At 63.8% G+C, this 12,426-nt stretch carries 14 protein-coding genes; 4 read left to right on the forward strand and 10 right to left on the reverse strand.

Going from position 1 to position 12,426, the window contains the following annotated elements:
• Positions 1–16 precede the first annotated feature (16 nt).
• Complete coding sequence (locus BUA36_RS16785) at positions 17–1,057, reverse strand: OmpA family protein (RefSeq protein ID WP_072786353.1); 1,041 nt, start codon at positions 1,055–1,057, stop codon at positions 17–19.
• Positions 1,058–1,340: 283 nt separating this feature from the next.
• On the opposite strand from BUA36_RS16785, the gene BUA36_RS16790 reads away from it, so the two are divergent.
• Positions 1,341–1,970 carry a winged helix-turn-helix domain-containing protein gene (locus BUA36_RS16790; RefSeq protein WP_072786355.1) on the forward strand — a complete coding sequence of 210 codons (630 nt, stop codon included), beginning with the start codon at positions 1,341–1,343 and terminating at the stop codon, positions 1,968–1,970.
• Positions 1,971–2,097: 127 nt separating this feature from the next.
• Positions 2,098–2,967, forward strand: coding sequence for a M90 family metallopeptidase (locus BUA36_RS16795; protein ID WP_072786357.1), 870 nt, complete (start codon positions 2,098–2,100; stop codon positions 2,965–2,967).
• On the opposite strand, the gene BUA36_RS16800 is transcribed toward BUA36_RS16795, so the two are convergent.
• Genes BUA36_RS16800 through BUA36_RS16815 form a run of 4 tightly spaced genes read right to left on the reverse strand, consistent with a single transcriptional unit; the run spans position 2,968 to position 7,174 of the window.
• On the reverse strand, positions 2,968–3,468 hold the full coding sequence (locus tag BUA36_RS16800; RefSeq protein WP_072786359.1) for a response regulator: 501 nt from the start codon (positions 3,466–3,468) through the stop codon (positions 2,968–2,970).
• The gene (locus tag BUA36_RS16805; protein ID WP_072786361.1) at positions 3,465–4,841 is read right to left on the reverse strand and encodes an ATP-binding protein; all 1,377 of its coding nucleotides are present in this window, start codon (positions 4,839–4,841) and stop codon (positions 3,465–3,467) included. Before BUA36_RS16805 ends, BUA36_RS16800 begins: the two co-directional genes overlap by 4 nt.
• Before the next feature lie 18 nt (positions 4,842–4,859).
• Positions 4,860–5,675 carry an HDOD domain-containing protein gene (locus BUA36_RS16810; protein ID WP_072786362.1) on the reverse strand — a complete coding sequence of 272 codons (816 nt, stop codon included), beginning with the start codon at positions 5,673–5,675 and terminating at the stop codon, positions 4,860–4,862.
• Entirely contained in the window at positions 5,672–7,174 is a 1,503-nt protein-coding gene (locus tag BUA36_RS16815) for an EAL domain-containing protein (protein WP_084560206.1), read from the reverse strand. Before BUA36_RS16815 ends, BUA36_RS16810 begins: the two co-directional genes overlap by 4 nt.
• A gap of 137 nt (positions 7,175–7,311) precedes the next feature.
• On the opposite strand from BUA36_RS16815, the gene BUA36_RS16820 reads away from it, so the two are divergent.
• Positions 7,312–7,863 (forward strand): glycine zipper domain-containing protein, encoded by a 552-nt coding sequence (locus BUA36_RS16820; protein WP_072786366.1) that lies wholly within the window; start codon positions 7,312–7,314, stop codon positions 7,861–7,863.
• A 161-nt stretch (positions 7,864–8,024) separates the two neighbouring features.
• Entirely contained in the window at positions 8,025–8,387 is a 363-nt protein-coding gene (locus BUA36_RS16825; protein WP_072786367.1) for a hypothetical protein, read from the forward strand.
• 3 nt (positions 8,388–8,390) lie between these two features.
• Here the strand turns inward: BUA36_RS16825 and BUA36_RS16830 are convergent, their stop codons facing one another.
• The 5 genes from BUA36_RS16830 to BUA36_RS16850 all read right to left on the reverse strand — a co-directional run bounded on the left by BUA36_RS16830 (position 8,391) and on the right by BUA36_RS16850 (position 12,384).
• A complete protein-coding gene (locus BUA36_RS16830) occupies positions 8,391–8,765 on the reverse strand; it encodes a TraR/DksA family transcriptional regulator (RefSeq protein WP_072786370.1) in 375 nt (124 codons plus the stop codon).
• Between the two features lie 46 nt (positions 8,766–8,811).
• Positions 8,812–9,204, reverse strand: a complete 393-nt coding sequence (locus BUA36_RS16835) for a hypothetical protein (RefSeq protein ID WP_072786372.1) — start codon at positions 9,202–9,204, stop codon at positions 8,812–8,814.
• A 12-nt stretch (positions 9,205–9,216) separates the two neighbouring features.
• Positions 9,217–9,987, reverse strand: a complete 771-nt coding sequence (locus BUA36_RS16840; RefSeq protein ID WP_072786375.1) for a hypothetical protein — start codon at positions 9,985–9,987, stop codon at positions 9,217–9,219.
• A gap of 67 nt (positions 9,988–10,054) precedes the next feature.
• On the reverse strand, positions 10,055–10,834 hold the full coding sequence (gene otnI, locus BUA36_RS16845) for a 2-oxo-tetronate isomerase (protein WP_072786377.1): 780 nt from the start codon (positions 10,832–10,834) through the stop codon (positions 10,055–10,057).
• Between the two features lie 134 nt (positions 10,835–10,968).
• Positions 10,969–12,384, reverse strand: a complete 1,416-nt coding sequence (locus tag BUA36_RS16850; protein WP_072786380.1) for a DEAD/DEAH box helicase — start codon at positions 12,382–12,384, stop codon at positions 10,969–10,971.
• Positions 12,385–12,426 lie beyond the last annotated feature (42 nt).

The raw sequence follows: 12,426 nt of genomic DNA on the forward strand, positions 1-12,426 counted from the left end.
GGCTGAGATGACGAGATTACGGGACGCGGCGTTCGATGGTGATTTGTTCCACTTCAACGCGGCGGTTAGGTTCCAGGCAGGCGATCAGGTCAGCACGTTTCTTGTTGTTGCACTGGACCACAGGATTGGCCTTGCCTTTGCCTTCGGCCACCAGGCGGTTGGCAGCGATGCCTTTGCTGACCAGATAGTCCTTGACCGCATTGGCGCGGCGCTCGGACAGTTTCTGGTTGTACTTGTCGCTACCCAGACGGTCGGTGTAGCCGGTGATGACGACGTTGTCGACGCTTGGATTGGCGTTGAGGGCGGCGGCAATTTCATCCAGTTTCGGGGTGTCGGCGGTCAGCTTGGCGCTGTCAAATTCAAACATCTTGGTGGCCGACATGGTCACTTTTTCAAAACGTGCCGGCGCTGGTGGTGGCGGTGGCAGCGGTGCTGGTGGCGGTGGTGGTGGTTCTGCCACGACTGGCGCTGGCGGTGGTGCCGGTGGGGCTGGGCGCGGTGGCGCGTCAAACGCGATGTTCAAACCTACCGTCAGGTAATAGTTGTTGCTCTTGCTGTTAGGGAAGTTGTCGCCACGAATGAAACCGTGGACGTCACGCAAGTCGGCCTGGAAGGTGACGCGGTCGCTCATATCGGCCTGGAAGCCCAGGCCGGCGCTCAGGTAAGGCGAGGTTTTTTTGCGTTCGCCAAAGGCGTTCAGGTTGGCCTTGTCGCGTTCTGCACCGACACCGACCAGGATGAATGGACGGAACGATTTGCGCGAGAACAGGTACAGGCCGTCAACGCCCAGCGTGTCCTGCTGGTAGCGCTGGCCATTTTCACGGGAGCGGGCATAGGTGTAGCCCATCTGCACATCCCAGTTTTCATTGACGGCTTTGCCGAATTTCAGGCCGGCGCCGTAGCCGCGCTTGTCCACGCCAAAGTCCGAATCAGGCTTGATGCCGTTCACGCTAGGCTGGATGTACCAGGAAGGGTTGATGACCGCGTCCTGGGCCATGACGGAGAACGACGCACACAGGGCGGCTGCGGCGAGGGCGATTTTTTTTGATTTGTTCACAGGGTAGCTCCCGATCTTGTTTAAGAAGTTTCATTGCCAGCAATGTTGTTGCATCGCTGTTGGACCGAAGATTAGGCAGTTTGTTGCAGTGCTTCCGTACGCTACCGCACCTAAATTTGTGCTGTCTCAAATCCGACACATCTGCTGAAACTTAAGCTGCGCACGATTGTCCTAACTTAAATGAACTAACGACCAATAATGTTCGTTGCCGCACAGACTACAACTGCACAAACGGGCATTCTTGCAACAAACGCCACACCCAAATGTTCAAAGGAGCGCTCTCATGCACGCAGTCAGCAAACAACAAACCTTGGTCCAAAACGAGATGAAAGCCTCGCCGGAAATGCAATCCACCACGGCGCGCCTGACTGCCTTGATGGACCGGTCGACGCCGGCGCCCCTGGACCGCAAGCCAGCCCTGTCGATGGCGTCAATCGAGCGCGTGCGTTCGACCTCCGCCACGCTGCGCCGCATTGAAAACATGCAAAAGCTGATCGGCGAACTGTCCAACCACGAAATGCTGGCCGATGAAATCGCCTGGTTCCTGAAATTCTCGCCGTCCGGCGCCCGCAAATATATCCGCGACCTGCGCGAAGCTGGCGTGATCGAGCTGGCCCGCTATGTCGAAGGCACCGCCACCTACCTGGGCAAAGCCGTGTACCAGCTGACCCCGGACCCGGAGCGCATCGCCGCCTTCCTGGCTGCCATCGCCCAGCCGAAGCGCGAAGGCGCACCGCCACGCAAGGAGCGTCCAGGCCTGCGCGAGCAAGCCATGGCTGGCAATGGCCGCCACTTCCACATTCTGGCCGACGACACCCACTACGCGATCCGCGTCAACCGTGGTCCGGTGATGCGCGATCCACTGGTGGCCGCGCTGTTTGGCAGCGCACCGTCCCAGCAAAAAGCCGAATAAGTCCCCGCCGCAGGGGTATCATCGAACAGCCGGTGCAGTGCAGACTGCGTCGGCTGTTTTGCATGTATTGAAATGTAAACAAGCAACCCCAACTAGCCGTCAAGACAACCTACGGACCCTGCGGCATATGGAAGCTTTGATCTGGATCGGCCTGACGGCGCTGGCGATCGCGCTGCCCTTTATCTACCCACGCTGGCGCTTGCAGCGCGTGCTGGCCCAGCCCTTGCCGCCCGAAGCGGAAGCGGTTTTGCAGCGCAATATCCCCGTATATCGCCACATGAGCCCGGACTTGCAGCAGCAGTTGCGGCGCATGGTGGTGCAGTTCCTGCATCAAAAAAAGTTCATCGGCTGCGAAGGGCTGGACGTCACCGATGAAATGGCGGTGACGATTGCCGGCCAGGCTTGCCTGCTGCTGCTGAACCGCCCCAGCAAGGTGTATCCGGCCTTGCACACTATCCTCGTGTATCCGAGCGAATTCGTGGCGCAGCGCGCCGAAGTGGGGCCGGGCGGGGTGATTACGCCGGGCCACCAGAGCATGCTGGGCGAATCGTGGGACGATGGCCGCGTGGTGCTGTCCTGGGATAATGTGCGGCGCGGCGCCGCCGACTGGACTGACGGCCACAACGTGGTGTTGCATGAGTTTGCGCACCAGCTCGATAGTGAATCCGGCCGCGCCAACGGGGCGCCGTATCTGGGCAACCCGGCCAGCTACCGCGAATGGTCGGAAGTGCTGTCGCGCGATTATCAGAATCTGCGCTTGCATGCGATGTACCGCCAGCACACGGTGATGGACCATTACGGCGCCACCAATCCGGCGGAGTTCTTCGCAGTGGCCACCGAGACCTTCTATGAAAAGCCCTACCAGATGGCTGAACATCACCCCGAGCTGTTCAAGGAATTCCTCAAATACTACCGGGTCGATCCGCGCGAGTGGATGTCGCCGCCGCCCCCGCCGCCTCCGGTGGAGCCGTCTTCCTACGCCGTGGCCGGCTGGTAGCTACAGGATGATGGAGCCGTCGTCGCTGCGCTTCACGCGCAACAGGCCCGGCTCTTCGTCTTCCAGCCGCTGCGCTTCGGTTTCCTGCGGCGTGGGCGCCTTGCCCGCTTCGGCCAGCAGACGCTGACGTTCTTCCAGTCCTTGCAGGATATTCTGCTCCAGCTCGGCCTGCTGCCACGGCTTGGGAATGAAGCGGAACACATGGGCGTCGTTGATGGCCGCCATCGCTGTCCTGAAATCGGTGGAGGCGCTGAGCATGATACGCACCGTGGTGGGCGCCACGTCCTTGAGCGCCTGCAGGAATTCGCCGCCGCTCATTTCCGGCATCATGAAGTCGGACACCACCAGATCGAACTCGCACACGCAGATGCGGTTCAGCGCCTCGAACGGATTGGTGAAGGTTTCAATCTGGGCGCCGGCCAGCGCCTTGCTTTGCCGTAGTGCGCGCTGCAGCGCGCTCAGCATATTCGGTTCATCGTCCACCAGCAGTATGCGGCTCATGATTGTTCCTCCGTATGGCGTACCGGCAGCAGCACGCGAAAGCAGCTGCCGCGTCCCAGTTCGGTATCGACTTCGATGCGGCCACCGTGTTTTTGCACAATGCCGTAGGCCAGCGACAGCCCCAGCCCCGTGCCCTTGCCGACCGCCTTGGTGGTGAAGAAGGGATCGAAAATGCGCGACAGCGCGTCGGGCGCAATGCCGTGGCCGGTGTCTTCCACTTCCAGCCTGACGGTCTGGCCGTCGGCCATGCCGGTGCGCAGCGTGATGGTGCCGCGCTCCGGTCCCATGGCCTGGGCCGCGTTGATGACCAGGTTCAGCACTACCTGGTTGATTTGCAGCGGCAGGCATTCGATCTCGGGAATATCGCCGTAAGCCTTGACCACGTCGGCGCGGTATTTGACCTCGTTGGCGACGATGTTGAGCGTGGAGTCGATGCCCAGGTGCAGATTGGCGCGGCTCCATTCCTGGCTGGCGTCGGCGCGTGAAAAATCCTTGAGGTCTTCCACGATGTGGCGCACCCGCACGATGCCTTCGCGCGACTCGCGCATCAGCGCCGGGATGTCCTGGCGCAGGAAGTCGAGGTCGATGCGCTCGCGCATGGCGCGCAGGCGTGCCGTCACGGCGGGCTGGGCGATGCTGGTTTCTGCTTCCTGGTAAGCGCCCAGCATCTCGAACAGCTGCTCCAGATAGTTTTGCAAGGTGCCGACATTGGAGAAGATGTAGCCGATCGGATTGTTGATTTCATGCGCCACGCCTGCCGCCAGCTGGCCGATGGAGGCCATCTTCTCCGCCTGCACCAGTTGCTGCTGCGCGGTGGACAGCAGGTCGTTGAGTTCGGTGAGCTGGCGGATATCGTCTTCCAGCCTGTCGTTGGCGTGCGCCAGCTGGGCGGTGCGTTTCTCGACGATGTGCTCGAGGCCGTCCTTGGCCTTGCGCAGCGCATTTTCAGCCACGCGGCGTTCGGTGACGTCGCGCAGCGTTTCGATGGCGCCTACCACATTGCCCTCCGCATCGCGCAGCGGCGCGGCGGTGAAGTGCAGCCAGTGCCCGCTGGCGCCGATGTTGGGAAAGAAGTCTTCCGACTCGTAGGCGCCGGGAATCAAGGTGGAGCGCTTGCTGTGGCCGGGGTAATGGTGGTCGATATTGTCGTCGCCATCGATAATCAGGTCCGACAGCAGCGGCCGTTCCTTGGCGTAGAAGGGCTGCCACTGGTTGCGCGTGCCGACCATGCAGGCGCGCGTCCAGCCCAGCAGCTGTTCGCAAGCCTTGTTCCAGTGCGTGATGACATGGTGGCGGTTGATGGCAAACGTGGCGACCGGGTGGCCATCGAAGAATTCGGAGAGGGCGACTTCTGCCTGTGAAGGAAGTTTCATCGTCGTGCGTCCTTAACTTTAACTGACCAGGATCTGACACAGGTCGCTGACCATCAGCGGACACTGTTGCGTAAGCTGCTGGCGCTGCTCGTCGTCGAACGCCAGCGTGCTCCAGGCCTGTTCGCGCTGCGCCGGGCTGGCGTCGGATGGCTCGGCCAGGCAATGCGCCAGCCCGACCGCCTGCGCCAGCCCGATGGCGTCGGCGCGGTGCTGATGGCTGATGGCATCCTGTATCGCCTGCGGGAATCGCCAGTGGGCGGCCAGCGCGCTGCCGGTGTGCGCGTGATCGACGCCAAACACCGCCAGTTCGGCATCCGCCACGCTGGCATCGGCATGTGCCTGGCGCCATGCTGGCACTGCCACGTACTCCTGCGGGAAGCGTGTGGCCAGCACCAGCGTGCCCAGGTTGTGCAGCAGCCCCGCAGTGAAAGCCGTGTCCGGGCTCTGGCGCAGATGACGGGCCAGCGCGCGCGCCCATACGGCCGTGGCAATCGCCTGGCGCCAGAACAGGTCGAAATCGAGTGCGCTGCCGGCGGCCGGTGGCACGGCGCTGATGACGCCGCACGCCATGACCAGCGTCCGCACGCTGTGCAGCCCCAGCACCGACATCGCCTGCTGGATGCTGTTGACCTTGGACGGCATGCCGTAAAACGAGGAATTGGCCAGCCTGAGCGTCTTGGCGGTGAGCGCCTGGTCGAGCGCGATGCGGCCCGACAGGTAGTGCAGATCGACGTCCTCCTGCGCCATGCTGCTCAGCAGCTCGGCCACCACGGCCGGCAGCGACGGCAGGTCGTGGATGCGGCGTATCACCTCGTCCAGGGCGATGTGGCTCATGGTGCGTCCTCGCAGTGGCTCAGCGTGATGAGGCTGCCGCGCGAGGCGGAATGCAGTCCCATCGGATAGGCCTGCACGGCGTAGCGCAGGCCGTCGATATGGGCCAGATGGCCGGGAGGCGGCAGGGCGCCGCCCGGGAACAGCGCCGGCAGCACCGCGCTGGCCGCATTGCCGAGCAGGGCGCCGCTGCGCTGGAACAGGCGGCCGGCGGCGCCGTTGACGAACGCGATCATGCCGACGTCGTCCATGCCGATCACGGGCAGCGGCAACTGCTGCAGGATGTCGTGCGCGATGTTGAGGCTGATCTCATCGCGGTCGATCTGGCGCTGCATCTGGTGCAGCAACTGTTCCATGCGGCGGTTGGCGCTGGCCAGTTCGTGGTTGGCGTTGCGCACCTCCATGGTCAGGCGCAGATTGTCGTCGGCGATTTCCTTGAGGCGGAAGGCGTCGCGCAGGTGCGCGCGCAGGTGGTCATCGTTCCATGGCTTGGTGAGAAATTTGTAGATCGCGCCCTCGTTGACGGCATCGGTGACCGATTGCAGCTCGGTGTAGCCGGACAGCATGATGCGGATGGTATCGGGCCGCAGGATGCGCGCCTGGCGCAGGAAGTCGGCGCCGCTCAGGCCCGGCATGCGCTGGTCGGAGATGATGACATCGACCGGCTGCCGGGCCAGCAGCTCCAGGCCCTGTTCGCCGCAGTCGGCGCTCAGGATCTCGTAGCCGTCCGGGCGCAGCAGGCGCCGCAGCGCGGACAGGATATTGGCCTCGTCATCGACCAGCAGCAGGCAGCGCCGCCTGGCCTGCACGCGCAGCAGATGCGGCGGCAGGCGGCGGTCTTCGCGCAGCAGCGCGCCCACCTCGGTTGGCGTCAGCGGCGGCGCGTAAAACGGCCCCTGTATCAGGTCGCACAGATTATTGCGCAGGAAGGCGCACTGGGCTTCGGTGTGCACGCCGTCGGCGGCCACGCGGATGCCGAGATAGTGGGCCATGGCGATCAGGGCCTGGCACATGGCGGCCGCGCCTTCATCGTCCGCCACGTGCGTCACGCAGGCGGCGTCGAGCTTGATGTAATCGAAGGGATAGCGTTTCAGATTGCGCAGGCAGGCCGGGCCTGAACCGAACTGGTCCAGCGTGAGGCAGGCGCCCAGCTGTTTGAAGAACGCCAGTGCGCTGTCGCTGGCGGTGGGATTCTTGGTCAACGTGGCTTCGCTGAGTTCCAGCGTCAGCGTCGCCGGCTGGATTGCGTACTGGTCCAGCAGCGCCGCCACGGCGGGACCGAAGTGCGGGTCATGCAGCTGCGCCGGCGCGACGTTGATGGCCACCTGGAGATCGCCGCCATCGAGCACGCCGCCTTGCCAGTGCTGCCGGTCCTGGCACGACCGCCGCAGCGCGGGCAGGCTGTCCGCACCGGTGTGCAGTGCCTCCAGGCTGGCGACGGCGCCGTTGCGCAGATCGACCAGCGGCTGGTACAGCGGCGGCGTTGGGTCGTCGAACTCCATCAGGCGTTCCTATCGAAATGGAAGCTGGCTGCTCGAAAATACTATCAATCGATTATACGGCGAAATAGTGCGCAAGCGAACGGACGCCTGTGGCCATGCGGGCGACACTGCCTCCAACGCCGAATCAGGAGAATGTTATGAGCACGATTATTGCGGGCCATTTCCAGTTGCAGGATGAAATTGCCGATGCGCGCCTGGCGCTGCTGGACGCCGGTTTTGCCGCAACGCGCATCAGTTCCTTTTACGTTAATCCGCCGGGGCAGCACGATGTGTACGAGCTGGGCGGCGACCATGACAAATCGCCAGGCGCCAAGGAAAGCGACGAAGGCGTGGTCAAGGGCGGCGCCACCGGCGCGGTGGCGGGCGCAGTCGCCGGCGCGGCCACCATTCCCCTCACGGGGCCGGTGGGACCGGTAGTGGGGGCCCTGGTCGGCGCCCACGTGGGTTCGCTGTACAGCCTGCACAAGATGAAGGAAGCGGGCGAACCGGACAAGGACGGCAGCAATCAGCTGGCGCCGCGCAAGTCCGGCATGATGATCGCCGTGGCGGTGGACGATGCCGCGCATGAGCAGCGCGCGCTGGAAGTGCTGCGCCGCCTGGGCGCACGCGATATCGAGCGCGCCGAGGGTGCAATCAGCGGCGGTGACTGGCGCGACTTCAATCCCAATTCACTGCCCGAACTGGTCTGAGCCTGGCAACAATGTCGGCTTGCTATCGCCGCCAGCAAGCCCGCTGTTGCTGATTGTTGCTTATTGTTGCTTACTGTTGCTTATGCGAGACGATGCCTGCGCACGGGGCGATTTTCGGTATGATAGCCGCTAGATACCCAACCGAAGAGCGGGAGGCGGCAATGACTCAGGCATGGCTAGTGCTCACTCGTGCGGACGGACGCGATGTGACCGCGCCGTCCGAAGCCCAGATGGCGTCGGCACTGGCTGACGTCTACAACGGCAAGACCGCCCATCCCGATGGCGGCCCCGGCAGCGCCGTACTGCGCTTTGGTTACGACGACGGTCTCATGTACGAAATGGAAGTCTCGAGCGGCGGCGCGGTGCGCTTTGCCGAATGGTCGGACCGCGACTGCGAGATTGCGCTGGCATCGCCGCGCACCATGCACGCACTGGCGCAAGCCGATGCGCTGCAACTGTGGCGCCTCATGGCGCAGCGCCAGGTCGCCAAGATCCGCAACCACCCCTGGCTCAGCGACGACTGAGGCTTAGCGGCGCGGCTGCTCCAGCCGCGTCTGGCACGCAATGCACAGGCGCGCTTCCGGCCGGGCGTTGAGCCGCGAGTAGCCGATGACCTCGCCGCAGCGCTCACACAAGCCATAGTGCTGGCCGCCGAATTTGTTCAGCGCGTGACGCACGATGTCCAGCTGCTGCGAGGTCAGCGTGGCTGCCTCGTGCACTGCCGCGTGCAGCGCGCGCTGGCTGGCGTTGTCGGCGGGCGAGGCTTCCACCACATGCGGCAAGGGCAGGCGCAAGTCGGTGCTGCGATCGAGGTCATCCGCCAGCTGACTGAGTAGCGCACTGCGGGCACGTTCGAGCCGCGCCTGCAGGGCTTGCCATTGTTGCTCGTCCAGTCCATTCATGCCGCGCGCTCCTTACGGCATTGGACCGGCGCCTGCGCGATTTGTTCTACAGCGTTGCGAGGTGTTGCTTGAGTTTTTCAAACGGCGCCAGAATGTGATCCGGCTTGCCGGTGGCGATGGCGGCGCCCAGCGACAGCAGATCGGCGCTCAGATCGAGCAGATCCTTGAGCTTGTCGATGCGCGCAATAGTGGCCTGGGCGCGCTGCGTGACGTCGCTTAGCTGCAGCTGGTCGGCGTCGAGGCCGGCGGCGGCCAGGTGGGCGGCGTCGAGGTAGAGACTGTCGGCCTGCGTGCGCAGCGCAACCTCATTGGCAAACAGCGCTTGCGCCTCCTCGCGCGGCGCACCGGCGCGGATCGCGCGCATCAGCTGCAGGTGCAAGGCATTGGCGCTGGCGGACAGCGCGTCGGCCAGCGCTTCGATATCGTGGGCCTGGGGCATGGCGTCTCCGGATCAGGGTTGCTGGGGAATTTGCGCGACCAGTGCGCGGTGCTGCTGTTCAATCATGTCCAGATTCTTGCGGGCCAGCGTGTAGCGCAGGCCGACGAGACGGTATTCCGTTTGTTTCTCCTGCTGGCGCGAGCGGGCCAGCGCCAGTAGCAGACGGTCGCGCTGGGGATCGAGATAGGGGATTTCGGTTTCCAGCATGCCAAGCACGGTGCGGGCCTCGTTCTCGCTGGTCTTGTCGTACAGGCGCAGCAAGGTGCGCATGGCGTCCAGTATCTCCTGCACTGGCTGCTGGCCCTCGCGCATCACATCGTTGACGGCACGTTCCTGCAGCGGCCGGGTAATGGCGCGGCTCAGCAGACGCGCCAGGCCGGCGTAGGCATTCACGTGGCGATCCTCCAGCCCCGAATCAGGCCAGGCCTTGATGCCGGTGCCGAGGTTCTTGATGCCATCTTCCAAGTCATACTGGCCGTCGCCGGCCAGCTTGCCCAGTGTCTGCATATAGATTTGCAGGCCGTCGTGGAGTTTGACGAAATCATCGCAGGCCTGCTGGCGGCGCGCATCCAGCGAGCGCTCGCTGGCGTCGGCGGCGGGCGCGAGGAAAGGCTGCTCGCGCTGGTAGGTGCCGCGGTAACGCTCGGTGAGTTCGTGGTAGGCGTTCAGCTTGGGCGACTCCGCCGCAAAGGCACGGACATCGGCCATGCGCGGCGTACTGCTGGCGCAGCCGCTGAGGACGGCCAGCAAGCCGAGGATGAACAACAGGCGGGACAGTTTCATGGGCACTCCGCAGTGGGTGGGACGATTGTTGCCGGTGGTGAATATCTCCGTGTTGCGCCAACGCAGATCAAGTGGTCAGCGTCTGTCGCCAGGCCAGGCCGGCGCTGGTATCGCCGGCGGGAATGTACTCGCAGCCGAGCCAGCCATCGTAGCCGAGCTGGTCGATGAAGGCGAACAGGTGGCGATAATTGATTTCGCCGGTGCCGGGTTCGTGGCGGCCCGGCGTATCGGCAATCTGCATGTGTTTGATGAGCTTGAGATTGGCCTGGATGGTATTGGTCAGCTCGCCCTCCATGCGCTGCATGTGGTAGATGTCGTACTGCAGGAACAGGTTGGGGCAGGCGGCCTCGGCGATGATATCCAGCGCCTGGCTGCTGCGGTTGAGGAAATAGCCGGGCATATCGTAATGGTTGATCGGCTCGATCAGCACATCGACGCCGGCCGCGTGCGCCTGCTGTGCGGCGTAGCGCAAGTTATCGAGGTAGGTGGCGCGTGCAAGCGCCGGCGTCAGGCCCGGCGGCAGCTTGCCGGCCATGCAGTGCAGCTGCGTGACGCCAAGCGCCTGTGCGTATGCGAGCGCCTGGGCGACACCGCGGCGAAACTCCGCGACGCGCGCCGGCTGACAGGCCATGCCGCGATCGCCGCCCTCCCAATCGCCCGCAGGCAGATTGAACAGCACCAGCTTCAGCTGATGGCGCTGCAGGTGCTCGGCGATCTGTGCAGCGGGATAAGCGTAAGGGAAAAGAAACTCGACCGCATCAAAGCCGGCCGCGCGGGCGAGGGCGAAGCGGTCGAGGAACGGCGCGTCGGCAAACAGCATCGACAGATTGGCGGCGAATTTAGGCATGGCGCAAAGAGCAGTGACTGAAGCGCTATCCTAATCCAAATCCGGGGTCAGGTCCGCCAATTGAACACGGCCTGGTCTGTAGCAAGCCGCTACAGACCAGGCCGTGTTCAATTGGCGGACCTGACCCCGGAGTGTTAGCGGCCGCGGCCGCCGGAGCGGTGCTGGGCGGCGCTGCGGGGACCGTTGCTGTTGCCGCTTGGGCGTGGACCGCCGCCGTTGCCGCGTGGTGCGCTGCCGTTGTTGTTGCCGCTGGCGGCGCGTGGCTTGTTGGCGTTGCCGCTATTGGTGTTGGTGCTGGCGTGACCTGGCTTGCGCGCGGCGCCGCCGTTGCGGTTGCCACCATTGCGGTGACCCGGACCGCCGCTGCGCAGCTGGATCGGCTGCGGACGTGCGCTTGGATCCGGTTCGAAACCTGGGATCACGTCGCGCGGCAGGGTCTGCTTGATGAGCTTTTCGATGTCTTTCAGCATGTCGTGCTCGTCCACGCACACCAGCGATACGGCTTCGCCGGTCGCGCCGGCACGGCCGGTACGGCCAATCCGGTGCACATAGTCTTCCGGCACGTTCGGCAGGTCGTAGTTGACCACGTGCGGCAGCTGGTCGATGTCGATGCCGCGCGCGGCGATGTCGGTGGCGACCAGCACTTGCAGGCTGCCATCCTTGAATTCGCTGAGCGCACGGGTGCGGGCCGACTGGCTCTTGTTGCCGTGGATAGCCATGCCGCCGATGCCGTCTTTTTCCAGCTGTTCGACCAGCTTGTTGGCGCCGTGCTTGGTGCGGGTGAAGACCAGCACCTGGGTCCATTTGTTGGTCTTGATCAGGTGGGCCAGCAGCGGATGCTTCTTGTCGCGGTCGACCGGGTGGATTTTCTGGGCAATGATTTCCACCGTCGAATTGCGGCGTGCCACTTCGATCGTGGCCGGCTTGTCCAGCAGGCCGTCGGCCAGCGCCTTGATCTCGTCCGAGAAGGTGGCCGAGAACAGCAGGTTCTGGCGCTTCGGCGGCAGCTTGGCCAGCACTTTGCGGATGTCGCGGATGAAGCCCATGTCGAGCATGCGGTCGGCTTCGTCGAGCACCAGGATTTCAATTTTGGTCAGGTCGACCGTGCCTTGTTCCATGTGGTCGAGCAGACGGCCCGGCGTGGCGACCAGGATGTCGACGCCGTGCTTGAGTTGCTTGATCTGCGGGTTGATGCCGACGCCGCCAAAGATCACGGCGGAGTTGAGCTGGGTGTATTTGCCATACACGCGCACGCTTTCCTCGACCTGGGCCGCCAGTTCGCGGGTCGGGGTCAGGATCAGTGCGCGGATCGCGCGTGGCGATTTGTTGCTGGTCAGTTTGGCGCCGACGGCGTCGGTCGATAAACGATGCAGCAGCGGCAGGGTGAAGCCGGCCGTTTTGCCGGTACCGGTTTGCGCGCCTGCCAGCAGGTCGCCGCCATTCAGGACGGCCGGGATGGCCTGCTGCTGAATTGGCGTGGGCGAGGTGTAGCCGGTCTCGCTAACAGCGCGGATCAGGGCGTCGGACAAACCGAGTGAGGAAAAAGACATATTAACTTTATGTAAAAATCAGGGGGGTGTTCTGTGATTGCG

Source organism: Duganella sacchari (genome assembly GCF_900143065.1).
In the GTDB taxonomy this organism is placed as follows: domain Bacteria; phylum Pseudomonadota; class Gammaproteobacteria; order Burkholderiales; family Burkholderiaceae_D; genus Rugamonas; species Rugamonas sacchari.

Bases quoted from the DNA above. Each gene is read 5' to 3' on its own strand.
- BUA36_RS16800 (WP_072786359.1), bottom strand. From the start codon at position 3,468: ATGAGCCGCATACTGCTGGTGGACGATGAACCGAATATGCTGAGCGCG.
- BUA36_RS16820 (WP_072786366.1), top strand. From the start codon at position 7,312: ATGAGCACGATTATTGCGGGCCATTTCCAGTTGCAGGATGAAATTGCC.
- BUA36_RS16840 (WP_072786375.1), bottom strand. From the start codon at position 9,987: ATGAAACTGTCCCGCCTGTTGTTCATCCTCGGCTTGCTGGCCGTCCTC.
- BUA36_RS16850 (WP_072786380.1), bottom strand. From the start codon at position 12,384: ATGTCTTTTTCCTCACTCGGTTTGTCCGACGCCCTGATCCGCGCTGTT.
- BUA36_RS16795 (WP_072786357.1), top strand. From the start codon at position 2,098: ATGGAAGCTTTGATCTGGATCGGCCTGACGGCGCTGGCGATCGCGCTG.
- BUA36_RS16805 (WP_072786361.1), bottom strand. From the start codon at position 4,841: ATGAAACTTCCTTCACAGGCAGAAGTCGCCCTCTCCGAATTCTTCGAT.
- BUA36_RS16825 (WP_072786367.1), top strand. From the start codon at position 8,025: ATGACTCAGGCATGGCTAGTGCTCACTCGTGCGGACGGACGCGATGTG.
- BUA36_RS16810 (WP_072786362.1), bottom strand. From the start codon at position 5,675: ATGAGCCACATCGCCCTGGACGAGGTGATACGCCGCATCCACGACCTG.
- BUA36_RS16835 (WP_072786372.1), bottom strand. From the start codon at position 9,204: ATGCCCCAGGCCCACGATATCGAAGCGCTGGCCGACGCGCTGTCCGCC.
- otnI (WP_072786377.1), bottom strand. From the start codon at position 10,834: ATGCCTAAATTCGCCGCCAATCTGTCGATGCTGTTTGCCGACGCGCCG.
- BUA36_RS16815 (WP_084560206.1), bottom strand. From the start codon at position 7,174: ATGGAGTTCGACGACCCAACGCCGCCGCTGTACCAGCCGCTGGTCGAT.
- BUA36_RS16790 (WP_072786355.1), top strand. From the start codon at position 1,341: ATGCACGCAGTCAGCAAACAACAAACCTTGGTCCAAAACGAGATGAAA.
- BUA36_RS16830 (WP_072786370.1), bottom strand. From the start codon at position 8,765: ATGAATGGACTGGACGAGCAACAATGGCAAGCCCTGCAGGCGCGGCTC.